Origin of the sequence: Salipiger sp. D13 (assembly GCF_003703915.1) — a bacterium.
Taxonomy (GTDB): domain Bacteria; phylum Pseudomonadota; class Alphaproteobacteria; order Rhodobacterales; family Rhodobacteraceae; genus Salipiger; species Salipiger profundus.
The window spans coordinates 1-25,797 of record NZ_RAPJ01000065.1 but is presented as its reverse complement, the minus strand read 5'-3'; the positions used below and the strand labels follow the sequence as shown (position 1 = coordinate 25,797).

The 25,797-nt window shown below is 63.8% G+C and carries 22 protein-coding genes and 3 pseudogenes; 20 read left to right on the top strand and 5 right to left on the bottom strand.

What is annotated here, in order from left to right; genetic code table 11:
- From D6860_RS24320 to D6860_RS24275, 9 genes and pseudogenes are all read left to right on the top strand, one after another.
- Positions 1-304 (top strand): UDP binding domain-containing protein (locus D6860_RS24320; RefSeq protein ID WP_305794261.1); only part of this gene is annotated, 304 nt, incomplete at its 5' end.
- Entirely contained in the window at positions 304-1,320 is a 1,017-nt protein-coding gene (locus tag D6860_RS24315; protein ID WP_076625897.1) for an NAD-dependent epimerase/dehydratase family protein, read from the top strand. The genes D6860_RS24320 and D6860_RS24315, both read left to right, overlap by 1 nt.
- Positions 1,321-1,612: 292 nt before the next feature.
- Positions 1,613-1,981, top strand: a complete 369-nt coding sequence (locus D6860_RS24310) for an IS66-like element accessory protein TnpA (protein WP_076625898.1) — start codon at positions 1,613-1,615, stop codon at positions 1,979-1,981.
- A gap of 50 nt (positions 1,982-2,031) precedes the next feature.
- Positions 2,032-2,325 (top strand): IS66 family insertion sequence element accessory protein TnpB, encoded by a 294-nt coding sequence (gene tnpB / locus D6860_RS24305; protein ID WP_076626000.1) that lies wholly within the window; start codon positions 2,032-2,034, stop codon positions 2,323-2,325.
- Positions 2,326-2,387: 62 nt separating this feature from the next.
- Positions 2,388-4,008, top strand: a pseudogene (locus D6860_RS24300) (IS66 family transposase).
- A complete protein-coding gene (locus D6860_RS24295) occupies positions 4,008-4,304 on the top strand; it encodes a hypothetical protein (RefSeq protein ID WP_076626001.1) in 297 nt (98 codons plus the stop codon). The pseudogene D6860_RS24300 and the gene D6860_RS24295 overlap by 1 nt, the downstream one beginning before the upstream one ends.
- Before the next feature lie 27 nt (positions 4,305-4,331).
- Positions 4,332-4,559 (top strand): transposase, encoded by a 228-nt coding sequence (locus tag D6860_RS26080; RefSeq protein WP_076625900.1) that lies wholly within the window; start codon positions 4,332-4,334, stop codon positions 4,557-4,559.
- A gap of 247 nt (positions 4,560-4,806) precedes the next feature.
- A pseudogene (locus D6860_RS24280) lies at positions 4,807-4,953 on the top strand (IS5/IS1182 family transposase); the annotation flags it as partial.
- Between the two features lie 62 nt (positions 4,954-5,015).
- Positions 5,016-5,774 carry a metallophosphoesterase family protein gene (locus D6860_RS24275; RefSeq protein ID WP_076625901.1) on the top strand — a complete coding sequence of 253 codons (759 nt, stop codon included), beginning with the start codon at positions 5,016-5,018 and terminating at the stop codon, positions 5,772-5,774.
- A 19-nt stretch (positions 5,775-5,793) separates the two neighbouring features.
- Here D6860_RS24275 and D6860_RS24270 read toward each other — a convergent pair whose 3' ends face one another.
- The 5 genes from D6860_RS24270 to D6860_RS24250 form a co-directional block, all read right to left on the bottom strand.
- Positions 5,794-6,483: a sugar transferase gene (locus D6860_RS24270; protein WP_076626002.1), complete on the bottom strand. Its 690-nt coding sequence runs from the start codon at positions 6,481-6,483 to the stop codon at positions 5,794-5,796.
- A gap of 600 nt (positions 6,484-7,083) precedes the next feature.
- Positions 7,084-9,657: a M10 family metallopeptidase gene (locus D6860_RS24265; protein WP_076625902.1), complete on the bottom strand. Its 2,574-nt coding sequence runs from the start codon at positions 9,655-9,657 to the stop codon at positions 7,084-7,086.
- A 190-nt stretch (positions 9,658-9,847) separates the two neighbouring features.
- Positions 9,848-11,155 (bottom strand): calcium-binding protein, encoded by a 1,308-nt coding sequence (locus D6860_RS24260; protein ID WP_076625903.1) that lies wholly within the window; start codon positions 11,153-11,155, stop codon positions 9,848-9,850.
- A gap of 63 nt (positions 11,156-11,218) precedes the next feature.
- On the bottom strand, positions 11,219-11,584 hold the full coding sequence (locus tag D6860_RS24255) for a hypothetical protein (protein ID WP_017469791.1): 366 nt from the start codon (positions 11,582-11,584) through the stop codon (positions 11,219-11,221).
- Between the two features lie 136 nt (positions 11,585-11,720).
- Positions 11,721-14,222 (bottom strand): calcium-binding protein, encoded by a 2,502-nt coding sequence (locus D6860_RS24250; protein ID WP_076625904.1) that lies wholly within the window; start codon positions 14,220-14,222, stop codon positions 11,721-11,723.
- 663 nt (positions 14,223-14,885) lie between these two features.
- On the opposite strand from D6860_RS24250, the gene D6860_RS24245 reads away from it, so the two are divergent.
- The 11 genes and pseudogenes from D6860_RS24245 to D6860_RS24195 all read left to right on the top strand — a co-directional run.
- Entirely contained in the window at positions 14,886-15,407 is a 522-nt protein-coding gene (locus tag D6860_RS24245) for a MarR family winged helix-turn-helix transcriptional regulator (RefSeq protein ID WP_076625905.1), read from the top strand.
- Positions 15,404-16,078 carry an SDR family NAD(P)-dependent oxidoreductase gene (locus tag D6860_RS24240; protein ID WP_229743359.1) on the top strand — a complete coding sequence of 225 codons (675 nt, stop codon included), beginning with the start codon at positions 15,404-15,406 and terminating at the stop codon, positions 16,076-16,078. Before D6860_RS24245 ends, D6860_RS24240 begins: the two co-directional genes overlap by 4 nt.
- A gap of 12 nt (positions 16,079-16,090) precedes the next feature.
- Entirely contained in the window at positions 16,091-17,428 is a 1,338-nt protein-coding gene (locus D6860_RS24235; protein ID WP_076625906.1) for an NAD(P)/FAD-dependent oxidoreductase, read from the top strand.
- 51 nt (positions 17,429-17,479) lie between these two features.
- Entirely contained in the window at positions 17,480-19,120 is a 1,641-nt protein-coding gene (locus tag D6860_RS24230) for a peptide ABC transporter substrate-binding protein (protein WP_076625907.1), read from the top strand.
- A gap of 61 nt (positions 19,121-19,181) precedes the next feature.
- Positions 19,182-20,132 carry an ABC transporter permease gene (locus D6860_RS24225; RefSeq protein ID WP_076625908.1) on the top strand — a complete coding sequence of 317 codons (951 nt, stop codon included), beginning with the start codon at positions 19,182-19,184 and terminating at the stop codon, positions 20,130-20,132.
- Positions 20,132-21,019, top strand: coding sequence for an ABC transporter permease (locus tag D6860_RS24220; RefSeq protein ID WP_076625909.1), 888 nt, complete (start codon positions 20,132-20,134; stop codon positions 21,017-21,019). Before D6860_RS24225 ends, D6860_RS24220 begins: the two co-directional genes overlap by 1 nt.
- Positions 21,016-22,020 carry an ABC transporter ATP-binding protein gene (locus D6860_RS24215; RefSeq protein WP_076625910.1) on the top strand — a complete coding sequence of 335 codons (1,005 nt, stop codon included), beginning with the start codon at positions 21,016-21,018 and terminating at the stop codon, positions 22,018-22,020. Before D6860_RS24220 ends, D6860_RS24215 begins: the two co-directional genes overlap by 4 nt.
- The gene (locus D6860_RS24210) at positions 22,017-23,033 is read left to right on the top strand and encodes an ABC transporter ATP-binding protein (protein ID WP_076625911.1); all 1,017 of its coding nucleotides are present in this window, start codon (positions 22,017-22,019) and stop codon (positions 23,031-23,033) included. The genes D6860_RS24215 and D6860_RS24210 overlap by 4 nt, the downstream gene beginning before the upstream one ends.
- Entirely contained in the window at positions 23,030-24,337 is a 1,308-nt protein-coding gene (locus D6860_RS24205; RefSeq protein WP_076625912.1) for an NAD(P)/FAD-dependent oxidoreductase, read from the top strand. The genes D6860_RS24210 and D6860_RS24205 overlap by 4 nt, the downstream gene beginning before the upstream one ends.
- Positions 24,338-24,389: 52 nt before the next feature.
- Positions 24,390-25,304: a 2-hydroxyacid dehydrogenase gene (locus D6860_RS24200; RefSeq protein ID WP_076625913.1), complete on the top strand. Its 915-nt coding sequence runs from the start codon at positions 24,390-24,392 to the stop codon at positions 25,302-25,304.
- 233 nt (positions 25,305-25,537) lie between these two features.
- A pseudogene (locus D6860_RS24195) lies at positions 25,538-25,792 on the top strand (IS110 family transposase); the annotation flags it as partial.
- Between the last annotated feature and the right edge of the window lie 5 nt (positions 25,793-25,797).

Here is a 25,797-nt window from a genome sequence, read left to right as displayed (position 1 = left end):
CGATCAGATCCTGATGCGCGGGCCCAAGGTGGTGGGCGTCTACCGGCTGGTGATGAAGGCCGGCTCGGACAATTTCCGCCAGAGCTCGATTCAGGGGATCATGAAGCGGCTGAAGGCCAAGGGCGTCGAGGTGATCGTCCATGAGCCGGTGCTGGACGAGTCCGACTTCTTCCGCAGCCGCGTGGTCAACGACCTCGAGGCCTTCAAGGCCGAAGCCGACCTCATCGTCGCAAACCGCCTGACCGACGACATCCGCGACGTCGCGGACAAGGTCTTCACCCGCGACCTGTTCGGAGCCGACTGATGACCCAGCAAACCGTTCTTGTCACTGGAGCCTCGGGCTTCATCGGTTTCCATCTCTGCCAGCGTCTGCTGGCCGACGGCTTTGGTGTTGTGGGGATCGACAACCTGTCGGACTACTACGACGTTGCCCTGAAGCAGCGGCGCCAGGCGATGCTGTCGCAGAACCCCGGCTTCACCATCGTCAACGAAAGCATCGAGACGCCGGGCGTCATCATGGGGCTTTTCGAGGAGCACGCGCCCGACTACGTGGTGCATCTCGCCGCCCAGGCAGGGGTGCGCTATTCGATCGAGAACCCGCGCGCCTATCTCGAGAGCAACATCGTCGGCACATTCGAGATCCTTGAGGCCGCCCGGGCGCACCCGCCGAAGCACATGCTGCTGGCCTCGACCTCCTCGGCCTTCGGTGCCAACACCGAGATGCCCTACAAGGAGACCGAAAAGGCCGATCACCAGATGTCGTTCTACGCGGCGACCAAGAAGTCGACCGAGAATATGGCGCACAGCTACGCGCATCTCTTTTGCCTGCCGATCACCATGTTCCGGTTCTTCACCGTCTACGGGCCCTGGGGACGGCCGGACATGGCATTGTTCAAGTTCACCAAGGCGATCCTCGAGGGCAAGCCCATCGACGTCTACAACCACGGCGACATGAAACGCGATTTCACCTACATCGACGATCTCGTCGAGGGGATCCGGCTGCTGATGGACGCGGTGCCGGAACGGCCCGACGATGGCGTGGTGCCCGAGGGCGACAGCCTGTCTCCGGTGGCGCCGCACCGGGTGGTCAACATCGGCAATTCCGACGCCGTGCAGCTGACCGACTTCATCGCCGCGATCGAGGCCGCCACGGGTATCGAGGCGGAGCAGAACCTGATGCCGATGCAGCCGGGCGACGTGCCGGCGACCTGGGCGGACGCGGGTCTGCTGAACGATCTGACGGGATATCGCCCGAAGACCGCCGTGCCCGAGGGCGTGGCGCGCTTCGTGGAATGGTACCGCGACTATTATGTGAGCTAGGGTCAGGGTGCATTGATTTCTATGGCACTGCGTGATTCACAGCCCCGAAAAGGAGCGGTGATATGAGCAATCTTTTCTGGTTGATCGACGCGCATATGTCGTAACCGACCGGTTGACGCGCCTGCCGGTTGGAAGCGACCTGATCTAAGACACGTGCTTAACGAGGTTCTTTGCGACGTGTCTTAGATGGAAGGTAATCACCCGATTGAAGCCGCCTGCCTGATTGAGGAGTTCCGAGGTAAGACACGTGCATAACGACGTCGTTAGCGACGTGTCTTATAGGGGAGCGGCCATGCTGGGCGAGGTTCTGGGTGTCGAACGGCGCCGGCGGTGGAGCGAAGACGAGAAGCTGGAGATCCTGTCGGAAGTCGGTCTCAGCGGTGCCTCGGTTACGCAGGTGGCGCAGCGCCACGAGATCACACGCTCCCAGATTTACGGCTGGCGGCGTGATCTGAAGAAGAAGGGCCTATGGTCGCCGGATCGCGGGGCTGTTTTCCTGCCGGTGGATTTCAGCGGGCACCCGGAACCGGAAAGCGCGCCCGCGCCGGCGCGGCCAGTTCCGGTCGAACTGCGGCTAAGCAACGGCCGCTGCCTGAGGTTCGACAGCAGCATCGATGAAGAGGCGCTGACCCGGTTGATCCGGGCGGTGGAGGCAGCGTGATCGGGCCCGGCACGGGGGTCCGGGTCTACCTCGCCTGCGGTGCCACCGACATGAGAAAGGGCATCGCGGGGCTGTCGACCATGGCCCAGGATGTCCTGCGCCAGAAGCCGACGAGCGGCGCGGTCTTTGCGTTCCGGGGGCGCCGAGGTGATCGTTTGAAGCTGCTTTACTGGGATGGGCAGGGCTTCTGCCTCTACTACAAGGTGCTCGAACGCGGTCGTTTCCCCTGGCCCAACACCGAGGCTGGTATCGCCCGGCTGACGTCGGCACAGCTGGCCATGCTCTGGGAGGGGATCGACTGGCGGCGTCCGGACTGGGGTGCGCCGCCAGCACGGGTGGGGTGATTTATCACTCTGATTCCCCTTGTTTTATTGGATTTTGACGACACGGCGTGGTATCTGTCGGCATGTCCGTAGACGCCGACATTCTCACCGATGACCCCACCGTTCTGAAGGCGATGATCGCCGCGCTTCAGGCGGAGAATGCGCGCATGTCGGCCACGCTCCAGGCCCACGAACAGCTGGTCCAGGCGCTGCGCCTGCGGATCGCCAGGCTGCAGAAGCAGGCCTTCGGCAAGTCCTCGGAGAAGATCGAACGGGAGATCGCCCAGCTCGAGCTGGCGCTGGAAGACCTGCTGATAGCGGTTGCCGAGCAGCGTAATGAACCGGCTGGCGAAGATGATGCCGAAGCTCCCGCCGCCGATGCCGGACCCGCCGAGGTGAAGCTCCGCCGCAGGCCCCGGGTCTCCGACGAGACCCCGCGGGAGCGACGCGAACTCGACCCCGGCACCTGCTGCCCTGATTGCGGCGGCGACCTCCGCGTGGTCGGCGAGGATGTGAGCGAGCTTCTCGACATGGTCGCCGCGCAGATGAAGGTCATCGAGATCGCGCGGGTGAAGAAGTCCTGCCGCCGCTGCGAGCGAATGGTGCAGCCCGCCGCCCCGAGCCGCCCGATCCCCGGCAGCATGGCCGGGCCGGGTCTGTTGGCGCATGTTCTGGTCTCCAAGTTCGATGACCACGTTCCGCTCTATCGCCAGAGCGAGATCTACGCGCGCATGGGCGCGGACGTGCCCGACAGTACGCTGCTGGACTGGTGCGGCCGGGCAATGAAGGTGCTCGCGCCGATCATCGAAAGGATCGAGGCCGAGGTCATGGCGGCACCGGTCCTGCATGCGGACGACACGCCGATCCGCGTCCTGGACCGCTCCCGCCGGGACCGCGGTCTCGGCAAGGGGGTGAAGCAGGGGCGGGTCTGGGCCTATGTCTCGGACCAGAGGCCCTGGTCGGGGACCGCTCCGCCCGGCGTGGTCTACCGCTTCTCACCGGACCGGAAAGGCGAGCATCCCCGTTATCACCTGCAAAACAGCAGCGGTATCCTCCAGGCGGACGCCTATGCGGGCTTTGGCCAGCTCTACGCAGCGCCGCGCGGACGGCAGCAGCCAGTTCCGCGAGGCGGCCTGCTGGGCACATCTGCGGCGCGACTTCCACGATGTCTGGGAGGCCACGAAGTCCGAGATCGCGCGGGAGGCGCTGGATCGGATCGGCAAGCTCTACGATGTCGAACGGCGGATCGCCGGTCAGCCCGCCGAGCTGCGCAAGGCCGCACGGGAGCAACACTCCCGCCCCCAGGTCGATGCCTTCAAGGCATGGGCCGAGGCCCAGCTGGCGCGCATCCCGGGCAAGGGCGATCTCGCGAAGGCCTTCCGCTACGGGCTCTCCCGCTGGCCGTCATTCGAACTGTTCCTCGAGGACGGACGCATCGGGATCGACAACAACCCGGCCGAGCGTGCGATGCGTCCGATCGGGATCGGCCGGAAGAACTGGCTCTTCGCAGGATCCGACAGCGGCGGGGAGACACTGGCCCGGGCCATGACCCTGATCGAGACCGCCAAGATGAGCGGCCTGGACCCGCAAGCCTGGCTCGCTGATGTCCTCGACCGCATCCACGATCACAAGATCAACCAGCTCGACGAACTGCTGCCCTGGCAATGGAAGCCGGCGGGGCAGACGCACAGCACGGCGGCCTGATGGCTGCCACGACCTATGTCTGCACGATCAGTCATGTCGCCCGCGTGCTCGGAGAAGACCCGGATCTTCTCGAGGCCATCCTCAGCACCGACGATAACCTCGCCTACGGCAGCATTGTCAGCGTCCAGACCGGTCGCGAGGAATACCTTACCGCTCTGACGGACCAGGGCATCGACGAACTCCGCGACATGCTCCTGTCAGCCCGGGTCTCTGTCGAGGAATGGCACCGCTTCCTTGAGGACTTCGTCGGCGAGCCTGACATCATCGCACGCGTCAAAGACCAGCCACTGCGGTAGCTATCGGGCCGTTACGATGGAAGGGTCATGCTGGACGAAGCTCTGAGCGTTGAGCGATGCCGACGGTGGAGTGACGACGAAAAGCTCGAGATCGTTCTGGCGGTTGGTGCTGACGAGGCGACGGTGACCCAAGTCGCTCAGCGCTACGAGGTGACACGCTCTCAGATTTGCGGGTGGCGGCGGGACCTGAAGCAAAATGGTCTCTGGTCGCCCAGTCACGGCGCTTACTTCCTTCCCGTCGATCGGCCAGAGTAGGCGGCTCCAGCGTTCACGTCAACCAGATCGGCTCCGGTGGAGTTGCGATTGGCCAAAGGGAGATGTTTGAGCTTCTACAGCGGCATGGACGGAGAAGCTCTGACGCGGCTGATCCGGGCCGTCGAGGCGGCATGATCGGCCCGGGAACGGGCGTGCGGATCTACCTTGCCTGCGGCGCCACAGATATGAGGAAGGGCGTTTCTGGCCTATCCGCCATGGCACGGGACGTTCTGTGTCAGAAGCCTACAAGCGGAGATACAAGCGGCGCAGTCGTACCGAGATCATGTTTGGCAGGCCCAAGGATTGGCGGCGTGTCGCGATGCGTTATGACTGCTGCCCCGAGGTGTTTCTCTCTGGCATCGCGCTCGCGGCTCTCGTCATCTACTGGTTATGAAACCTGACCCTAGCTCACTAAAATACATTGGCAGAAATACGGTTTCGGACTACCTCACCTTCATGATTTTCCGCTTCCGAAAAAAGAAGACCCTGAAGCCCATTTTCGATGCTCCGCTCCGCCCGGAGGTGCCGTTCTTCGCAATCGGTGATCTCCATGGTTGCGATTCTCTTTTCCGGAAATTGCTGTCCAGCCTCGAGGAACTGGCCCCTTCTGAGGCCCGACTGGTTCTGGTCGGCGACTACGTCGACCGCGGCGATGACAGCGCCGAGGTGCTGCGCCGGCTTTTCCGGATGCAGGCTGACGCGGGCGAGGAGATGATGATCTGCCTCAAGGGCAACCATGACCAGATGCTGCTCGATTTTCTCGACGACCCGCAGGGCACCGGGCCGCGCTGGCTGCGCTACGGCGGGCTGCAGACCCTTGCGAGCTATGGCCTGCAGGGCGTGCCGCAGACGGCGCCGGAAACGCGATGGCTCGAAACGCGGGATCGCCTGCGCGAGGCGGTCAGTGCGGACATCGAGCATTGGCTGCGCGCGCTGCCGACCCGCTGGCAGACAGGCAACGTGATGGTCTGCCATGCCGGGGCGGATCCGATGCGTCCGCCGGAAGAGCAGAGCGACCGGAGCCTGCTCTGGGGGCATCCGGAGTTCGAGAGCACACCCCGCAACGACGGAACGTGGGTCGTGCATGGCCATACCATCACCGACCATCCTCGGCCCGAGAGCGGCCGGATCCCGGTCGACACCGGCGCCTATGCAACGGGCCGCCTGACGGCGGCCCTGGTCGAGACGGGAAAGGTGCAGTTCCTTTCGACCTGAGCCGAGCCCTGCGCCGGGCTCAGCGCCCGGTGCGGTTCATCACCGAGCCAGCGGTCTTGGCGATGAGCGTGCAGTCGGTCACCAGCGACACGGTCTGGAGGTATTCGATGTCCATCGCGACGCGTTCGGCGTAGCTCACGTCGTTGCGGCCCGAGACCTGCCAGAGCCCGGTGATGCCCGGCTTCATGGTCAGGTAGGCGGTGCGGCCGTGGCCGTACTTGCGCATCTCGGCGCGGACCACCGGGCGGGGGCCGACGAAGCTCATCTCGCCGGTCAGCACGTTCCAGATCTGCGGCAGCTCGTCGAGGCTGGTCGCACGCAGGAAGTGGCCGATCTTCGTGATGCGCGGATCATTGGTAAGCTTATGGTCGCGGGCCCATTCCTCGGCCGCCGCCGGGTTCTCGGCGAGATAGCTGACGAGACGCTCCTCGGCGTTGGGCATCATGGTGCGGATCTTCCAGCAGCGGAACACCTTGCCGTTCTTGCCGATGCGGCGATGGCCAAAGAAGCCGGGGCCGCCGTCGAGGCGGGTAAGCACCCAAAGCAGCGTGATCACCGGCAGCAGCACCGGCATCAGCAGCAGCGCGAAGACGAGGTCGACGACACGCTTGGTGAAACGGGCATAGAACTTGCGCGCCTCGCGCCGGTAGGCCATGCGGCGCGAGAAAAGATGGCTCGTCTCGTTCAGAGTGGCTCCGGCATCGAGCATCGTCATGGGATCATCTCCGCTAAAGTAAAGCAGGGGGCGTCTTCGGTGAAGACCGGCAATTCAAAACGTTATATCGTCGGCGGTTATATTCATTGACGGGAAGGTTAAGCCATCCGGTCCAATTCGCTTTTCCCGTGTATAGTTAATCATTTGTTTACTGTCTAGTTTCTGCAAGCGCGAAACTTTCGCGACCGCTGCGCAGGTAGGACAGGGGCAATTCCCGTAAAGGGGCTGCGGACAGGTTGCGGGGGTTTCGGCCAGGTTTCGCTTGGCGGCAGGGTTTTTCTAGAGAAGTCAAGGGACTATGGGCAACCTGGAGTTGTCGAAAGGGCATCTGAAAAGCCTTTAACGTGCCGTGCCGCAGAGGACGCAGAGGCCTCGTGCTGCCGAGTGCGCGCAGATGGTGTCGGGAAATGTCGCGGAATTTGACGCTCTTTTTCCGAGCGGCTGCATTTCCTTCAACCAGAAATCGCCCGGCTGCATAAATTATGACCGGTCGTGCAAGCGGATCCGCGTGCCCGGGCGGGCCGGGAACGCGAAAGTGAGTCGGAGAGGCTGAGAATCAATCCTGGGTTGTTCGACGCCGGGCCGCCCAACACCTCAGACGAAAATGATATCGCCCGTGGTCAGCTCGGCCGTGGTCACGCCTTCGACGAGGATGGTGAAGCCGTCGATCCCGATCGCGACGCCGCCCGAGACCGTCTCGAAGCTCAGGTCGGCAGGCGCCGTGCCCGAGATCCGGATGAGATCAGTGCCGTTCTCGAAATCCTCGATCACGTCGGTCTCGCCCGCGCCGAGATCGTTGAAGACGAAGAGATCCGCGCCGCCGCCACCCTGCAGCAGGTCGCTGCCGCTGCCGCCATTCAGCGTGTCCGACCCGGTGCCGCCGCCGATCGTGTCGTCGCCCGCGCCGCCGGCAAGGAAATCGTGGCCGGCCTCGCCCGCGAGCACGTCATCGTCGTCGCCCGCGCCGATGCTGTCGTTGCCGTCGCCGCCGGTGAGCGTGTCGCGCCCGGTGCCGCCGCCCATGTTGTCGTCGCCGACCCCGCCGTCGACGCTGTCGTTGCCGTAGCTGCCGGCCAGTGTGTCGTCGCCGGCACCGCCCAGCACCGTGTCGGCGCCGTAGCCGCCCGAGGCGGCGTCCTGGTCGGCGCCCGCGTTGACGTAGTCGTCGCCCGTGCCGCCGCCGATCACGTCGTTGCCGGTGTTGCCGTAGAGCGTGTCGTCGCCGTCGCCGCCGCCGATGGAGTCGTTGCCCTCGCGGCCGAGCGCGTAATCGTCGCCCCCGTGCAGGGCGATGTTGTCGTGGTTGTCGCCACCGTCGACCCAGTCGTCGCCCTCGCGCCCGAGCAGCGAGTCGTTGCCCTGACCGCCGTAGAGCGTGTCGTTGCCGGTGCCGCCGTCGAGGAAGTCGCTGGCGTCGCCGCCGTCGATCATGTCGTGGCCCGCGCCGGCCTCGATCCGGTTGGTCGCGGCGTTGCCGGTGAGCGTGTCGTCGCCAGCGCCGGTGAAGAGATCCTCGATCACCGTGCCGCGGGCGATGGCGAGGTTGCCGATGCCGCCCTCGATGTCCGAGAGGCTTTCCTCGCGCAGGTCGATCCGCTGGTCGGCGTCCGAGGAGGACAGGTCGACCAGGTCGTGCCCGTTCCGGTCGTAGAGCGTGAAGGCCAGCGGATCGCCGTAGAGGTCGAGGGCGCTACCGCCGTCGAACAGAACGTCCATGACCGCGCCGAGGTAGCCGCCGAGCGTGCTGCCCTCGCCCCAGACGGTGTTGCCGGCGGTCTGGCTGGCGGCGTCGGGGGCGCCGTAGAGCGACTGGATGGCGAGGATGTCGACCATCATCGCCCCGGCGAGATAGGCGAAGCTGGCCTCGACCGAGGTGTTGTCGTCCTGGCTGAAGTAGGACATCAGCGAGAGCTGCCAGCTGTCGTTCGAGAAGGTCTCGTCGACGCCATAGCTCGCGTCGCCGTTGTAGTTGCCCTGGTGGCCGAGCCCCAGCGCGTGGCCGATCTCGTGCACGTAGGTGAGGAAACTGTAGCTGTCGATCGTGGTGCCGTAGGTCGCGAGCCAGTCGGTCGAGACGTTCACGGTCGAACTGATGATCTCGCCGCCCGAGACGATGGAATCCGAGTAGGCGCCCCAGTCGCTGTTGTCGAAGGTGATGTCGGCACTGCCGCCGGCGATCTCGACGAATTCGAGGTCGGCGACCATCTCCCAGGCTTCGAAGGCCCAGCGGGCGAGCTGTTGACCGTCGGCGCCGAGGCTGGTGATGTCGACGGTGATCTGGTTGCTCGACGCCGTGTCGAAGGCGCGCGGCGTCTCGCCGTTGTCGATCCAGTAGCCCTCGGTCAGGTAGGTGGCGAGCTCGTCCAGCGTGCCCGGCTCGGCGGGTTCGCTCTCGGCGCTCTGGATCAGGTAGCTGCCGGCGTAGCCGTCACCATAGGCGGCGGCCTCGATGTAATAGGTGCCGCTGGTCTCGGCGATGTAGCCCAGCAGCGACTCGTAGTCCGTGCCGCCGTCGTCGTTCTGCGCCACCAGGTCGCCGCTGGCGTCGTAGAGGTAGAGAAACGGGTCCTCGAGCGTGCCCACGCCGCTCGGCGCGCCCTGCATGGAAAACGTGTAGAGCTGGCCCTCGGTCAGCTCGATGGCGATCCAGTCGCGGTCGCCGACGGTGTCGAGCGTGCCCTCGAAGCTGTCGCCGACCCCGATGGTGTAGGGCGTGCCGGCGTTTTCCGGCGCGTCGGAGGTCTCGACCACGACCTGGTTCAGGCTCGCGGTGTAGGTGCCGGCGTAATCGTCGGCATAGGCGGCGGCCTCGATGTAGTAGGTGCCGGTCACGCTCGCGGTGAAGCTCAGCGCGGAATCGTAGCTCCGGCCGCCGTCGTCGTCCTCGGCCACTACCGCGCCGGTGGCGTCGAGCAGGGAGAGATAGGGGTCGACGAGGCTGCCGCCGCCGCTCGAGACACCGCTGAGCGAGATCGTGTAGGCGGTGCCGGCCTGCAGCTCGACGGCGATCCAGTCGCGGTCGCCGGTGGTCGCGAGCGTGCCGAGGAAGCTGTCGCCGACTTCGATGGCATAGGGGGTGGCGGTGCTTTCGGGCGCGTCCGCGGTCTCGGGGATCTCGGCGAGGGTGGCGCTGAAGGCGGGGCCGGGCTGGCGCGCAAGAGAGGTCATGGAAAGCCTTTTGTCATCGAAAATGGGGCCCGTGGCGGACCGGTGGGCCGACGGAAAAAATATAGCTTGGGAAGGGTTTGCACGTCACGCGAAAAAGCGGGGCAGGGCGCGTGGGCAAAGGGGCAGGGCCCCTCCCGGGGCCCGCCCGCCGCGATGCGAAAGGGGGGCCGTTCCCGGCCCCCCGAGGTGCTCAGACGAAGTAGAAGTCGGCGCTGGTGAGGGTGGTGCTGTCCATGCCCTCGACGTAGATCACGTGGCCGGTGTCGCCGACCGTCACCTCGACGCCGTACTCGGTGTCGTCGAAGCTCAGGTCGCTCGGCGACACGCCGCTCAGGCGGATCAGGTCGACGCCGTCCTCGAAGTCCCGGATCTCGTCGTATTCGCCCCAGTTGAAGTCGTTGAAGACGAACACGTCGCTGTAGCCGTCGCCACCGTCGTAGCCGCCGTACATGACGTCGTCGCCGTCTCCGGCGTTGATGGTGTCATAGCCATCACCGCCGTAGATGGTGTCGTCGCCGTTGCCACCGGCAAGGAAGTCGTTGCCGTTCTCGCCGTCGACCACGTCATTGCCGTCACCGGCGCCGACCGCGTCGTTGCCGTCGTAGCCGAGGATGGTGTCGTTGCCCGCGCCGCCGCCGAGGCTGTCGTCGCCGGTCCAGCCGTCGACGTAGTCGTCGCCGCCGCTGCCGCCCATGGTGTCGTCACCGGCGCCGCCGTCGATGTAGTCGTTGCCGTCACCGCCGCCGACACGGTCCTGGTCGTCGCCAGCATAGATCTCGTCGTCGTCGGCGCCGCCGCCGATCACGTCGTTGCCGGAGCCGCCGTAGATGGTGTCGTAGCCGTCGCTGCCGCCGATGGAGTCGTTGCCGAGGCCGCCCTCGGCGTAGTCGTCACCTTCGTGCAGGGCGATGTTGTCGTGGTTGTCGCCACCGTAGACGGTGTCGTCGCCCTCGCGGCCGAGCAGCGAGTCGTTGCCCTGGCCGCCGTAGATGACATCGTCGCCCTCGAGCCCGTCGAGGAAGTCGTTGGCGGCGAGCCCGTCGATGGTGTCGTCACCGCTGGTGCCGCTTAGGATGTCGAAGCCGTTGGTGCCGAGGATGTAGGACCCGGGCGTGCCCGCCGAGGTGACCGACATCAGGTAGGTGCCGGTGTAGGCGTCGCTGAAGGCGTCGGCCTCGATGTAATACCAGCCGGTGTAGTCGGCGGTGTAGGTCAGCAGGGAATCGTAGCCGAAACCGCCGTCGTCATCGTGGTCGATCTCGAAGCCACCGTCGTCGTAGAGCCAGACGTAGGGGTCGCCGAGAGTGCCGTCGCCGCTGTCGGAGCCGGTCAGCGAGATGGTGTATTCCACGCCGGCGGTCAGGTAGATCGCGACCCAGTCGTAGTCACCGAAGTAGTCGATGGTGCCGCTGAAGGTGTCGCCGCTCGAGATGGTGTAAGGGGTGCTGGTATCCGCCGGGGCGTCGGTGGTCTCGGTATAGGATGCATGGGTCGACATGGACGTGTCCTCCTCTGGGTCTGCCGAATATGGATTTTGGAAAAGTGTTTTCAGGTTAAAGGGTTACAGTGGGAGCGCGCTGATTTTCAGCAGCGCGCGAGTGAACCGCGGGTACATCCGCGGCGCCAGCTCGGCGTCCATGACGCCGATCGTGGCCTCGGGGCCGGTAACGGGGGCGGAATCGGTGCTGCCCTGCCACAGCAGATGCGCGGTGAGCCCGTGCGCATCCACGCGGTCGAGTTGCAGCGACAGGTTGAGACTGCCGGATTCCGGTGCCGTTCCGGGCATGCTGTCCGCCCGGCGCAGCTCGTGGCCGGGGGCGATTTCGCTCAGCGCGAGGCGCAGTGCCTCGCAGAGCGCCTGCGGATCTTCCAGCCCGCTTTCGGGGCAGGTGTAGTGCAGGATCGGGGTGGGGGAGGTTCCGGCCATGGCGTGCTCTCCTCCGGTGGCGGACGCCAGCCCTGCGGCGCAGAGCACTGCAGCAAGGCGAAGGCGTCGGGACATGGCAATGACCTTTCGAAAATCTGTCCGGCACCCCGCGCACGGGGGGCCGGAAAGGCTCGGGTCAGACGAAGACAAAGTCGTCGGCTGTGAGCGTGCCGGCGGTCATGCCGTCGACATAGAGGGTGAAGCCGGTGTCCCCGACCTCGACCTGGGCGCCACCGTCGACATTGGTGATCGAAAGCGCCCCCGGACCGACCCCCGCGAGGCGGATCAGGTCGATGCCGTCCTCGAAACCATATACCGAGTCGTTCCCGTCACCAATCAAATCGTTGAAGACGAATATGTCCGTCGCGCCGTCGGCCTGGTCGTCGAAGGAGCCGCCGTAGAGCACGTCGTCGCCGGCGCCGCTGTTGATCGTGTCGGCACCGGTGCCGCCGAAGATCGTGTCGTTGCCCTCGGCCCCGGCGAGGAAGTCGTTGCCGGTGCCGCCGAACACCTGGTCGTCGCCCTCGCCGGCGCCGATGGTGTCGTCGCCGCTCAGGCCCACCAGCGTGTCGTTGCCGAGACCGCCGCCCATGGAGTCGTCGCCGCTGCCGCCGTCGACGTAGTCGTGGCCGAAGCTGCCGGCGAGCGTGTCGTCCCCGCCGCCGCCCATCACGGTGTCGGCGCCGTAGCCGCCCGAGGCCGCGTCCTGGTCGTCGCCGGCGTCGATGAAGTCGTCGTCGGTGCCGCCGCCGATCACGTCGTTGCCGGAGCCGCCGTAGAGCGTGTCGTTGCCGTCGCCGCCGCCGATGGAGTCGTTGCCGAGCCCGCCGTCGGCGTAATCGTCGCCCTCGTGCAGCGCGATGTTGTCGTGGTTGTTGCCGCCGAGGATGACGTCGTCGCCGGCCCGGCCGAGCAGCGAGTCGTTGCCCTGGCCGCCGTAGATCGTGTCGTCGCCGCCGAGCCCGTCGATGAAGTCGTTGGCCGCGAGCCCGTCGATGATGTCGCTCTCCTCGGTGCCCTCGAGGATGTCGAAGCCAGGGGTGCCGTAGATCGTGTCGAGCCCGCCGATGTTGACCGTCTGGTCGCTGAAGCCCAGCCACTCGATGTTGGTGAGCGTGTCGGTCTCGCCGTCGATGGTGATCTCCCAGCCGCTGCCGGTCGCGGTGATCGTGGCATCGGCGTAGGCGACATCGTACCAGACGTGGTCGACGCCGGCGCCGCCGTTGATGGTGTCGTCGCCCGCGCTGCCCTGGAAGGTGTCGCTGCCGCCGCCGCCGTTCATCTGGTCGTCGCCGTCGCGGCCGTCGATCCGGTTGGCCCCGGCGTCGCCGGTGATCGTGTCGTCGCCGTCAGAGCCGCGCACCCACTCGATGTTGCTCAGCTCCTGGTCGTAGACCGTGCCCTCCCACGAGACGGTGGCGGTGCCGGCGGCGAGGTTCACGTCGACCCAGTCGTAGCCCGAGCGGTCGTAGCGCACCCGGTCGAAGCCGGCGCCGCCGTCGAGCGTGTCGTCGCCGGCGCGCAGGATGAAGCTCTCGTCGCTGGCGCTGCCGGTGATGTCATCGGCGTAATCGGTGCCGCGCAGTTCCCAGATCGCGCCGGTGAGCGTGTCGGTGTCGCCGTAGCCGTCGTCCGAGATGACCCCGGTGGCGAGGTTGGCGACGATGCCGTGATCGGCGCCGCGGTAGTCGAGCCGCACGGCGCCGTCACCCGAGACGATGAAGGCGTCGTTGCCGGCGCGGCCGCGGACCGACACCCACTGCCCGTCGGCGGTGGTGATGTCGAAGCTGTCGTTGCCGTCGCTGCCGTAGAGCCCGAGGCCGTCGGTCATTGTCTCGTCGAGGACGTTGTCGACGTCGAGCAGCGTGTCGGTGCCGAGGCCGAACTTGTTGACGCTGCCGGTGCCCGCCGCGCCGTCGATGGTCACCGCGACATTGCCGCCGAGATCGCCGTACCACAGGTCGTAGAAGCCGGTCTCGGCATCGCCGAAGTCGATGGTGTCGTTGCCGGCGCCGCCGAGGATGAAATCGTAGTCCGTGTTGGCACCGGGGTTGATGTAGTCGCTGCCCGCGCCGCCGAAGAGCTCGTCCGAACCGTTGCCGCCGTAGAGGCTGTCGTTGCCGCTTTCGCCGAAGAGCGAATCGTCGCCGTCGCCGCCGTGGATATCGTCGGCGCCGCTGCCGCCCACGAGCAGGTCATCGAAGTCCGAGCCGATCTGGGTGGTGTCGGTCGCAAGCCCCTCGAGCGGCGCGTCGATCGCCAGGCTCGAGGCCGAGGCGTCGAGGGTGATCGGCTGCATGTTCAGCAGCGCCTCGAGCGGGGCGGAGTTGCCGTCCTCGTAGTCGGCGATCAGCGCGAGGATGAAATCCTCGAAGCTCCAGGTGAAATCCGAGAACAGCGCGACGGTGTCGCCGCTGTCGTTCAGGATTTCCAGTGAGGTGAAGCTGCCGGTCAGCGAGACCTCGGGGTTCGACAGGCCGGAGCCGGTGAAGATGGCGCGATAGCCGCTTTCGTCGTTCTCGACGATCAATTCGCCGGAGCTGCTGGAAATCACCGAGGCGTCGATGCCCTCGTCAGCCGCGCTGTAGAACGTTCGGTACAGGAAATCCGTCGTGTCGCCAAAGAGTTGAATAAGCATGTCGGCCCTTCATCGTAATTCATTATGTTCAAATGCTGCCCCTTGTTTCCGCGGGGTAAGCGGCCTTCCATGTGTAGAAAGCGGGATTTCCGCGATCAAGAAGTTTCGGAAATATTCATAAATTTTTACATAAACTTCATTATACGATAATTGGTTGTAAGCGCAAAGTTAGAGTGTCCCACATCTGCAAAACAGAAGTGTCACACTTCCCCTGTGTCAGACAGGATTGGAGTGGACCGTGGGATTGGTGCTGATGAGCGAGCGTGATCTGAACCGCGTCGAGATTTTGAGCCATACCGACCGGTGACCGCATTCAAGGCCGCTCTTGGCGCCAGGGGCACTGCAACTCCGCGAGCCTTTGCATCGTCCGGCCAACGCCGGTGACCCCAGCGAGTGGTCCGGGTTGAATGCTAAATGCATGGGTGGCCTTCGATCTACTGGGGTGAAGACCTCGGACGCCGGCACCTGATATCCTCTCGGAGTTAGTCCGCGATCTGTGAGGTCGTCACGAAGACGATTGTGCAGAAGCTTCGCCCTCCGCCCGATCAAACATCGCAACGTCACGCACAAAATCTGGCTTTTCGTACCAGCGCATCTCAGCCTGAATAGAGTTATCTAAGACAACTGTTGCGAATCGCAACCATTGTGGCGTGAAGTTGCGGTATGACGACCGACTCACCCTCCTCGAAAGCCTCAGACGGCAGGCCGAGCGAAAGCCTGAAATCGCTTGGCATCGAAGACCTCGACTGCCTCGAGGATCTCCTCAGCTTCTATGTTCGGTCCGTCAATTACGCCTTGTCGGTTGATCTCGATGCTCGCCTGGAGAACCTCGAGGTCGCCCGAGGAACGGGCAAGATCACGGCCTTGCTGCTAATCGACAGTCATCCTGGAATCCGGCCATCGGCCATCGCCCAGGCAACGCTCAGGGACCGCCCGAGCGTCAGCCGGATCGTCGGTCACATGTTGAAGAACGGCCTCGTCGAAAAGGTCGAATCCCCCGACGAACGCCGCGCTTCCGGCCTGTACATCACCGACGCCGGCCATGAGCTCGCCGAGACAGTCCGGGGCATCGTGAAGCAGCAGTCGAAAGACTTCTTTGTCGATGTCCCAAAGGAGGACCGGGATGAACTTCTCCGGATAACCAAAAGTATCTACAAGAAAATCATCGAGGCACGAACCCCATGATTGCCCGCGTCGCACTTGAATCCGGCGCCTCTCGCGGCATCGGCCTCGCCGTTGCGCGAACACTCCAACAGAATGACTGGTCCCTGTCGCTGGGCCTGTGGGGCACTGAGGACGTCGCGCCCGAGCTCTCCCGTCAGCAGGTCGTTCAGCATGACGCGCGCCAGGCCGACGAACAGGCCTGGGTGCAGGCTGCACTGGACAGGTTTGGCGGGATCGACGCCGTCGCATGTTGTGCCGGGATCATGACGCCCAAGGAGATCGTCGAGATCGACGACGAAACGCTGGACGCGATGTGGGAGGTCAACGTCAAGTCGCCGCGCCGGCTCAGCGCAGCCTGGGAGCCGCTCAAGCAGAGCGGCCAGGGACGAGTCGCGGTACTGGCCTCCCTCTCGGGAAAGCGCGTGAAGTCTTCCGCCCCCTCGTCCTACGCGCTCACCAAACATGCCGCAGTCGTTCTGGTTCACGGCTTTCGCCAAACCGGTAGGGAGCACGGCATCCGCGCGACCGCCATAATGCCAGGGCTTCGTCAATACCGACATGGCCAGGGCAATCACCGAGACCGACCCGGTCGAGATGACGCAGGCGAGCGACCTCGCAGAGCTTATCCGCACGGCCATCGAGCTTCCCAACACCGCATCGGTCGCCGAACTCTCGGTAAACTGCCAACTTGAGGAGTTGTTTTAATGCCCGGCCCCACGCCAGTTCATGTTCAGGGCGATCCGGAACTTCCTGAAAAAGTCGATGTCGTTGTCATAGGCGGCGGCATCATAGGTTCCTCCACAGCTTTGGAGCTTGCCGAAGCCGGATACAGTGTCGCCGTTTGCGAGAAGGGCGGCATCGGGCACGAGCAATCGAGCCGCAACTGGGGATGGGTGCGCATCACCCGGCGTGACCCCCGCGAAATCCCTCTGATGGCGGAGTCTCTCCGCCTGTGGAAGACCATCGACGAGCGCCTGGGACGTTCGACCGGCTACCGCACGACGGGCATCACGTTCGTCTGCAAGAACGAAAAGATGGTCGAGAACTATCGCAACTGGAAAAGGCACCTTGAGCCATTCCAGATCAAGAGCGAGATCCTGAGTCCCCAGGAGATGCGCGACCTCAATCCGGGAAGCCAGCTGACCGGTGCCGGCGCCCTTCACACGCCGGCAGACGGGCGAGCTGAACCCCAGAAGGCGGCGCCGGCCATCGCCGAGGCCGCGAGAGATCGCGGCGCCCATATCCTCACGAAATGCGCCGTCAGGACCGTCGAGACGGAGGGCGGTCGGGTTTCCGGCGTCGTCACCGAACGCGGTCCGATCCGCTGTTCCAGCGTGGTTCTGGCGGGCGGCGCTTGGTCCAACCTCTTCGCCGGGAACATGGGGATCGACCTTCCGGCATTGGGCGTCGTCAGCCACGTCCTGCGCACAGAGCCCATCGAGGGCGGACCAAAGGAAGCGACCTGGACGAACGATTTCGCGATCCGGAAACGCGAGGACGGCGGGTATACCATCTCTCGCGGCGCGGGAACGACCGTCGACATCGTTCCGAACTCGTTCCGCTATGCCGCGAAGTACCTGCGCGCTCTGAAGATGCAGGGGCGCGAGCTTCACTTCAGGATCAGCGAGCAGTTCCTGCGGGAGGCACGGCGCGCAAAAAAATGGTCCTCCAGCGAGGTCACGCCGTTCGAGGAAGACGAAAACCGGATCTTCGACCCGATCCCGTCCCCAAAAATGGTGAATTCGCTGCTGGCCAACGCCTCGGCCGCCTTCCCGGCGCTCAAGGACGCGAAGGTCGCACAGAAGTGGGCCGGGTGCATTGATGTCACACCCGACGCCATCCCGGTGATCTCTGAAGTGAAAGCGACACCGGGCCTCTACATGGCCACGGGCTTCTCGGGACACGGGTTCGGCATCGGACCCGCCGCAGGCGGCCTGATGGCAGACCTGGTCACGGGTCGCACGCCGCGTGTCGATCCCAAGGAATTCCGGTTTTCGCGGTTTACTGACGGAAGCCGGATCGCCCCCGATCTGGGCTACTGATCGGGACAATCCCAAGAAAAATAATAATAGCGTACCCACAAGGAGTGTTCCATGACGTCGAAGACGTGCAACCTCAACAGAAGAAACTTCCTGAAAACCGGCACTGCCGGCCTCACGCTTCTCATGTCCGGCGCCGCGGGCAGCCGCCTAGCTGCCCAGGACGCTTCCGGGCAGGTGATCATCGGGTTCTCCCAGGAACCCACCGTTCTGCACCCCCACATGCCGCATATCGAGGTCGACGAGGGCGTTCACTTCAACCTGTTCGACCCGCTTTTCACCGTGAACTCGGACGGGGATTTCGTCCCTGCCCTGGCCACTGAAGTTCCGACCGTCGAGAACGGTGGCGTGTCCGAAGACGGTCTGAAATGGCGCGTCAAGCTCCGTGAGGGAGTGACCTGGCATGATGGCGAGCCGTTCACTGCGGAAGACGTGAAGTTCACCATCGAGCTGCAACAGGACCCGAACTTCAGCGCCATGCGTCGGACCGGTCACGAGCTTGTGCGGAACATCGAGGTCGTCAACGATCACGAGATCACCTGGGAGATGGAGTCGCCCTTCGCGCCATACGTGTCGATCCTGTCCTGGACCTTCATCGTTCCCGCACACATCCTGGCCGATGCCGAGGACCCCAACCAGACGGACTTCCGAAACAGCCCCGTGGGCACCGGCGCCTTCAGCTTCGGAGAACGGGTCGCCGGCAACTACATCCAGCTGAATGCCAATCCCGACTGGTGGGGCGACGGTCCATACTTGGAAACGGTCATCTTCCGGTACATTCCGGACATGACGGTTCTCTACACGCAGTTCCGGACCGGCGACATCGACGTGATCGGTCTGCAAGGGATCCAGTTCGACCGGTTTGAGCAAGCCAAGCAGCTGGACGACCGGGAGGTCGTCATTACCCAGGCGTCGACCGTGGAATCGATCAGTTTCAACCTGGGCAAGCCGCAATTCCAGGATCCGGCCGTGCGCGAAGCGCTGTACTACGCGCTCGATAAAACCACGATCATCGACGCGATCTACTACGGAATTCCGGAGCCGACGGAGAGCTTTCTGCCGAAGGGGTCGTCCTACTTTCACGAGGGCCTCCCGAAATCTGAGTACAATCTCGAGAAAGCCAAGCAGATCCTGGACGAGGCCGGATGGGTGCCGGGAGATGACGGCGTGCGTGTAAAGGATGGCGTCCGCCTGGCCTTCAAGAACTCGACCACGGCCGGCAATAGCGTGCGCGAGCAAACACAGCAGTTTATCCAGCAGGACTTCGCCGAGATCGGCGTCGAGATGGAGATCTCCAACCTGCCGCCGGCCGTCATGTGGGGCGAGTACTGGCAGATGTCCGAGTTCGATACCGCGATGGTCGGCATTGTCTACACCACGGGCCCCGACCCGGACGTGTCGAACTACTTCCACTCCACCGCGATCAGCGCGCAGGGCGGCGCCGGTCAGAACACCTGGCAATACCAGAACGAGGCGGTCGACGAGCTGCTCGAGGAAGGCGCCAGCCTGTTCGTGCAGGAAGAGCGCAAGACCATCTACAACAAGCTCCAGGAAGTCGTCCGGGAGGATCTCCCCTTCCTGCCGATCTTCCAGTACGCGAACCTGCGTGGTCACAAGGCCGGCCTCGAAGGGTTTGATCCCAACGTAAACGTGCGGATCGAGACCTGGAACGTCGGCGAGTGGCGCTGGGTCTGATCCCTCGACACTAAAGCAGCCCGGCCGGGTCGGCCGGGCTGACAACAACGGGGAGACAGTCATGGCACGGTTTATCCTGCACAGGCTGGGGCACAGTCTGCTGCTCCTGTTCCTGGTTTCACTGATCGGATACACGATCCTTCATCTCGCGCCAGGCGGGCCGCTCTCGCAATACGCCCTGTCGCCAGGGATGACGCAGGCGGAACTCAACCAAATCGCCGAGCGGATGGGTCTCAACCGCCCGATCCCCATCCAGTACCTGGACTGGTTCACGAGCTTCCTCGTCGGAGACTGGGGCGAGAGCTTTCGCGACGGTCGACCGGTGCTGTCGGTGATTTCCGGGCACCTGTTCGCCACCGTCCTCCTCGTGGTGAGCTCGAGCGTGATCTCCATCGGGCTGGGCACACTCGTGGGCGTTCTTGGAGCCACCCGCCGATATTCGGCCTGGGACTACATCGCGACCGTCGGCGCCATGATCGCCTTGAGCATTCCCACCTTCTGGTTCGGCCTGGTCGCGATCTATGTCTTCTCACTCCAGCTCGACTGGTTCCCGTCCGGGAACATGTACAGCATCGGCGACGAGAGCTTCCTCGATTACGCGCACCATCTCGTCATGCCGTCGGTGGTCCTCGCCCTCGTGAGCGTCGCGATCTGGTCTCGCTACATGCGGTCCGCGATGCTCGACGTCATCGGTCAGGATTTCGTACGTACCGCTCGCGCCAAGGGCCTGAGCGGACAGCGCGTCCTCTACCGCCACGTGGTCCGGAATGCCCTCATTCCGATGATCACGCTCGCGGGCATCCAGCTTCCAATGCTGCTGTCCGGCGCGCTTGTGACCGAGACGGTCTTCACCTGGCCCGGCATCGGCCGCCTGTTCCTCGATAGCCTAGGCTACAACGACTACCCGGTCATCATGGGCGTTCTGATGTTCACCGCGATCTTCGTTCTCCTTGGAAACCTGATCGCCGACATTCTGGTCGCAACCGTCGACCCACGCGTGAGGCTCGAATAATGGCTGCAGCGACTGAGCAGATCTCTTCCAAATCGAAAATCAGGGTCCTGGAAAATCGGACACTGCGGCGTTTCATCAGGCATCGACTGGCTATCACCGGTCTGGTCATGATCGTCGGCATCGGGATCCTTTGCGTGGTGGGGCCCTGGCTCCTGCCGCACGACATGCTTGACATCAACATTCGCGACAGGTTCAGCCCGCCCCTGACGGATACCTTCATCATGGGCACCGACGAGATGGGCCGCGACCTCGCCGCCCGGCTGTTCATGGCTGGGCGCGTGTCCCTGATGGTCGGCATCGCCGCAATGATCCTGTCCACACTGATCGGGACCGTCATCGGCCTGGTCGCCGGCTACTTCGGCAAGGTGACCGGCACGGTTCTCATGCGGCTGACGGACTCCTTCCTGTGCTTTCCGCAGATCTTCCTGCTTCTGACGCTGGCGGCATTCCTCGAGCCCAGTGCCTTCATGATCACGCTCATCATCGCGGTGACGAGCTGGATGGAGGTGGCCCGCATCGTCTCCGCTGAGATCCGGTCTCTCCGCGAACGGGACTTCATCACCGCGGCCCGCATCAGCGGCGCCTCTCACCGGTGGATCATGTTCCGGGAACTGCTTCCGAACACTATCGGGCCGATCATCGTGGCTGCCACCCTCACCATCGCTAAGGCCATCCTGCTTGAAGCTTATGTGAGTTTTCTGGGCTACGGGATCCAGCCGCCCATGCCGAGCTGGGGTAACATGCTCAACAACGCCCAGCAGTTCTTGGATACCGCGCCTTGGCTGGCGATCATTCCGGGGATCGCGATCACCGCAGCCGTGACCAGCTTCAACTTCATCGGCGATGGCCTGAGAGATGCCCTCGACGCACGGAGCGACGCACAATGACCAAGGTACTGACCGTCGAGGATCTGACAATCAGTTTCGGGACCGGAGGCTCCGAGCTGACCGTCGTCCACAAGGTGAATTTCACGCTCGAAGCCGGAAAGACACTGGCCCTTGTTGGAGAGAGCGGATCCGGGAAATCGGTGACCAGTCTCGGGATCATGCGTCTACTGTCACCGTCCCAGTCCAACGTCCGGGGAAAGATCGTTCTGCATTCCGACGAGAACATCGATCTTCTGTCGCTCAGCGAGTCCCGCATGCGTCGGCTTCGCGGCGACCGGATCGCCATGATTTTCCAGGAACCTCTGACCTCGCTGAATCCGGTCTACACAATTGGTGATCAGATCATCGAGGCGATCCGAAGCCATCGCCGTATGTCAAAGAAGGCCGCCAGGGACAGGGCCATCGAGCTCATCGACCAAGTTGGTATTCCGGATGCGGAACACCGCCTCGGCACTTACCCCCATGAGCTTTCCGGCGGCATGCGGCAGCGGATCATGATCGCCATCGCCCTGGCACTCGAGCCGGACATCCTGATCGCGGACGAGCCGACGACGGCTCTCGACGTGACGGTCCAGGCCCAGATCCTGGAACTCCTGAACCGTCTTCAGGAAGAAACGGGCATGGCCATGCTCTTCATCACGCATGATTTCGGGGTCGTGGCGGAGATCGCCGACCGGACCATCGTAATGTACGCCGGCGAGATGGTGGAAGAAGGCAGCACGGAGACCGTGCTGGAACGCCCACTGATGCCTTACACCAGTGGCCTCATGCGAGCCGTCCCGAAACTCGAGACGGCCGGCCTCAAGGATGGCGACCTCGAATCCATCGAGGGCTTCGTGCCCCACCCCGACAACCGTCCTGCCGGGTGCTCGTTTCACCCCAGATGCACGCACGCGCTTGCGGGGACATGCGATGTGCCGCCCGTGCCCATCGAAGACGCAGGAGATGGTCATCTCGTGCGCTGCAAGCGTTGGAAGACCCTTCAGGAGGCTGCGGAATGAGCGAGAAGCCCCTTATCGAAACACGCGACCTGAAGCAGCATTTTCCACTCCGAAAGGGCCTCTTCGGCGGCAAGAGTCAGGTTGTGAAGGCTGTCGACGGGATATCGATTGAAATCCCCCGGCGGTCGGTGCTTGGGCTCGTGGGTGAAAGCGGGTCAGGCAAATCCACATTCGGACAAGCGGTCATGGGGCTGACAAAGCCGACGGCCGGTTCCATGACCTTCGATGGTATCGACATGGCCACGGCGTCACCGGCCGAGCTGCGCGGGTTGAAGCGCCGGATGCAGATGGTCTTTCAGGACCCGTTCAGCAGTCTGAATCCGCGCATGAGCGTGGCGGAAACACTCGGCGTACCGCTCAGATTTCACGAGTCCCAGCTGAACGGCGCTCAGCGCAAGGACCGCGCCGCGGAGATGCTGGAGCGTGTGGGGCTTCCAGGCCAGTACGTGGATCGGTTCCCGCACGAGTTCTCGGGCGGCCAGCGGCAGCGGATCGGCATCGCGAGAGCGCTGATGGTCCATCCCGATTTCATCATGGCGGACGAAGTGGTGTCCGCGCTCGACGTCTCGGTGCAGGCTCAGGTTCTGAACCTGTTCGGGCGGCTGCAGCGCGATCTCGAACTCACCATGCTGTTCATCACCCATGACCTGGCCGTGGTCGGGCACGTCTCGGATTTTGTCGCCGTCATGTATCTCGGTCGCGTAGTCGAACTCGCACCAACTCGGGCGCTGTTCACCAGCCCAAAGCATCCCTACACCGAGGCCCTGCTCTCCGCTGCTCCTACCCCGCAGACGAAAAGTCGCCGGCAGCGGATCGTACTCAAAGGGGACATCCCCAGCCCGCTGAATCCCCCGAGTGGCTGCCCGTTCCGGACGCGTTGCCCCTACGCACTAGAGGAATGTGCCCATACCACGCCAGAACTTCGGGAGTTCGCCAGCGGGCACAAGGCCGCCTGCATTCGCGATGATCTTTCGCTTGCGTCCGCAACGCAGCAGCAGAAGGAGCCCGCATGACACGCTTCTCTCCGATTTCGAATTGCCTCTGGCCGAAGACAGCTCCTCCGGCAACCCTCGTCGCTGACCTGGCAGATATCGTCGAGACGGACATCTGCATTGTCGGCGGTGGCTTCTGCGGACTTCACACGGCCCTTCAGCTCTCCCGGGAGGGCAAGAGCATCGTCGTGCTCGAGGCAGAGGAAATCGGATTCGGCGGCTCTGGGCGGAACGCCGGGCATTGCACGCCGACGTTTCATCACCACAGCCTGGACGAAATCCGAAAGTTGCTGGGCTCGTCTCGCGGCGAGAAACTGATCCACCTTCAGACGACCGCTTCTGATCGGATCGGCGACATCATCCGGGAGCATGACATCGCATGCGAGTGGGTGCAGAACGGCTACGTGATGGCCGCGCCCACTGCAGGAAAGCTGCCATCTCTCCGGGCCAAGGCGGAAAGCTACAACGCCGTTGGCCAGAATACGGAGGTCAAGGACGCGGACGAAATCGCGGCCCTGACCGGAATGCGCGGGCAGCATGGCGGCTGGTTTCACCCCGGCGGTGCGCATCTCAACCCGATGGGGCTGGCACGCGGACTGGCGACTGCGGCAAGGAAACACGGAGCCGAGATCTACGTGAAATCGCCGGTCCTGAAAGCGGAGCGAACTCACGGTCGATGGACGGTCTCCACCCCGCGCGGATCGGTACGGGCGACAAAGCTCATCTACACCACCGGCGCCTACACCCGTGACGGCTGGCCGAAGCTGTCCGATACCTTCAAGATCATGCGGGTCATGGTGGCCGCTACCAAGCCGATGCCAGAGGCCGACAGTGTCTTGCCATCGAACGTCACTGCTCACGATGGACGAGGAAATATCCTGGTCTACAAGCGGGATGCCTTCGGCCGCATCGTCGCGTCCATGTTCCCGCGCATGTTTGCCACCCGCGAGAAGATGCTGGACCTCATGAGCCGCCGGCTGCGGTTCCATCACGCGGACCTGCCTGAGCAGCTCGAATGGGATTGTCTCTGGACCGGTGAGCTCGACATGCAGAGCCGGACGATCCCGCGGCTTTACCACCTGGACGACAATGCCGTCGCTGTGACCGGTCTCTCCGGGCGCGGCGTTCCCACCGGGTATACAGTCGGTCAAGTTCTCTCCGACTGGGCGAACGAACGCCCCGCCGATGACCTTGCCCTGCCGCTCGAAACGCTTTCCAGCGCGCCAGCTTACATGGCCTTCGCGCCCCAGCTGGCCCTGCGCGGCTTCGAGGCCAGGGACCGTCTGACCGAGTGGCGATCCGGCGAGGAGATGCGTCCGTGGTAGCAAGTGCTTCTGACGACCGAAAACTGACTTCGATGACAAGACTGGGTGAGGCATGACGACGCTCCTGCTGGGGCCGGAGAACCGGGCCGCCGCCTGGCGAGAGGTGTTCGCCGCGGCAAACGAACCCCTGATCACGGGTTCCGAGAACGTGGAACGCCCCGAGGACATCCGGTATCTCGTCTGCTGGAAGCCAGACGTGAGCCTCGATACCTTCCCCAACCTCGAAGTGGTCATCTCGACGGGTGCGGGCGTCGACCATCTGATCCCCATGCCCGATCACCTGCGCCTTTGCCGGACCCTGTCTCAGGACATCGAGGAAAAGGTCCGCGACTGGGTGGTCATGGCTTGCCTGATGCTTTGCCGGGACATGCCGATATATCTCGATCAGGCGCGCCGCGGCCTCTGGAATACGCTTCCTGTGCCCTCTTCTCGCAACCGCAACATCGGCATCATGGGCATGGGCCGGATTGGTCGTCTCGCGGCCGTATCCTTGCGAGAGCTGGGGTTTTCCATGTTCGGGTGGTCGCGCAGCGGGACGCCTGAATATGGTGTCGAGATGTACGGCGCCGATGCGCTGCCGGCCTTCCTCGAGCAATCCGATGTCCTCGTGTGCCTGTTGCCGCTGACCGATAGCACGCGCGGAATTCTGGGACAGGAGCTGTTCGGTCAACTCCCGGAAGGCGCGATGCTGGTCCACGCCGGGCGCGGCAGTCAGCTTCGGATGGACGACCTGCGCGCGGCCCTCGAGACCGGACAGATCTCTTCGGCGATGATCGACGTGACCGATCCCGAGCCGCTGCCGGAGGATCACTGGGCCTGGACGCACCCGAAGCTCATCGTGACCCCGCACGCTGCGGCCTCCACCGACTACCGACCGGGTGCTGAACATGCCCTGCGTGTCATTCGATCCCATCGCGTGTGCGCTGCGTCCCTGCCCGGGGAAATCGATCTTTCCCGCGGTTACTGACACGATCCGCCTCAGCCTGCCGTCTGTACAGATATCCTGAAAACAGCTCCGAAAATCGGAGGAAATCTCGGCCGCCTATGATCCTCCTCCCAACAAGGATACACGCATGATCCTGCCCCAGCTGGCTGGAGGAAAATGCCAGCTCTGTTGATGGCATGGATGCCCCCTCCCGACGGCATCACAATGTGCCAAGGTGATGTTTGCTGAAGACATCACAGAAGGAGAGAGCATCCATGTCCGAAGTTACCATCATCGGGATCGATCTTGCAAAGCGCGTATTTCATCTGCACGGCGCGCGCGTCGATGGATCCGTCGTATTCCGTAAAAAGGTTTCGCGAGCTCAGTTGCTTGCGTTCTTCACCCAACACCCGAGATGCATTGTTGCTATGGAAGCCTGCGCCACGGCGCACGGTTGGGGCCGTGAATTTGAGAAACTCGGTCATGACGTGCGATTGATCGCACCGATCTATGTGAAACCGTTCGTGAAGTAATG

Excerpts from the sequence above, each read along its gene's own strand:
- D6860_RS24310 (WP_076625898.1), top strand. The coding sequence starts at position 1,613 with ATGCTGGGCGAGGTTCTGGGTGTCGAACGGCGCCGGCGGTGGAGCGAA.
- D6860_RS24215 (WP_076625910.1), top strand. The coding sequence starts at position 21,016 with ATGACCAAGGTACTGACCGTCGAGGATCTGACAATCAGTTTCGGGACC.
- D6860_RS24210 (WP_076625911.1), top strand. The coding sequence starts at position 22,017 with ATGAGCGAGAAGCCCCTTATCGAAACACGCGACCTGAAGCAGCATTTT.
- D6860_RS24295 (WP_076626001.1), top strand. The coding sequence starts at position 4,008 with ATGGCTGCCACGACCTATGTCTGCACGATCAGTCATGTCGCCCGCGTG.
- D6860_RS24235 (WP_076625906.1), top strand. The coding sequence starts at position 16,091 with ATGCCCGGCCCCACGCCAGTTCATGTTCAGGGCGATCCGGAACTTCCT.
- D6860_RS24270 (WP_076626002.1), bottom strand. The coding sequence starts at position 6,483 with ATGCTCGATGCCGGAGCCACTCTGAACGAGACGAGCCATCTTTTCTCG.
- D6860_RS24245 (WP_076625905.1), top strand. The coding sequence starts at position 14,886 with ATGACGACCGACTCACCCTCCTCGAAAGCCTCAGACGGCAGGCCGAGC.
- D6860_RS24230 (WP_076625907.1), top strand. The coding sequence starts at position 17,480 with ATGACGTCGAAGACGTGCAACCTCAACAGAAGAAACTTCCTGAAAACC.
- D6860_RS24275 (WP_076625901.1), top strand. The coding sequence starts at position 5,016 with ATGATTTTCCGCTTCCGAAAAAAGAAGACCCTGAAGCCCATTTTCGAT.
- D6860_RS24225 (WP_076625908.1), top strand. The coding sequence starts at position 19,182 with ATGGCACGGTTTATCCTGCACAGGCTGGGGCACAGTCTGCTGCTCCTG.
- D6860_RS24220 (WP_076625909.1), top strand. The coding sequence starts at position 20,132 with ATGGCTGCAGCGACTGAGCAGATCTCTTCCAAATCGAAAATCAGGGTC.
- tnpB (WP_076626000.1), top strand. The coding sequence starts at position 2,032 with ATGAGAAAGGGCATCGCGGGGCTGTCGACCATGGCCCAGGATGTCCTG.
- D6860_RS24205 (WP_076625912.1), top strand. The coding sequence starts at position 23,030 with ATGACACGCTTCTCTCCGATTTCGAATTGCCTCTGGCCGAAGACAGCT.
- D6860_RS24265 (WP_076625902.1), bottom strand. The coding sequence starts at position 9,657 with ATGACCTCTCTTGCGCGCCAGCCCGGCCCCGCCTTCAGCGCCACCCTC.
- D6860_RS26080 (WP_076625900.1), top strand. The coding sequence starts at position 4,332 with ATGCTGGACGAAGCTCTGAGCGTTGAGCGATGCCGACGGTGGAGTGAC.
- D6860_RS24200 (WP_076625913.1), top strand. The coding sequence starts at position 24,390 with ATGACGACGCTCCTGCTGGGGCCGGAGAACCGGGCCGCCGCCTGGCGA.
- D6860_RS24250 (WP_076625904.1), bottom strand. The coding sequence starts at position 14,222 with ATGCTTATTCAACTCTTTGGCGACACGACGGATTTCCTGTACCGAACG.
- D6860_RS24260 (WP_076625903.1), bottom strand. The coding sequence starts at position 11,155 with ATGTCGACCCATGCATCCTATACCGAGACCACCGACGCCCCGGCGGAT.
- D6860_RS24255 (WP_017469791.1), bottom strand. The coding sequence starts at position 11,584 with ATGGCCGGAACCTCCCCCACCCCGATCCTGCACTACACCTGCCCCGAA.
- D6860_RS24315 (WP_076625897.1), top strand. The coding sequence starts at position 304 with ATGACCCAGCAAACCGTTCTTGTCACTGGAGCCTCGGGCTTCATCGGT.
- D6860_RS24240 (WP_229743359.1), top strand. The coding sequence starts at position 15,404 with ATGATTGCCCGCGTCGCACTTGAATCCGGCGCCTCTCGCGGCATCGGC.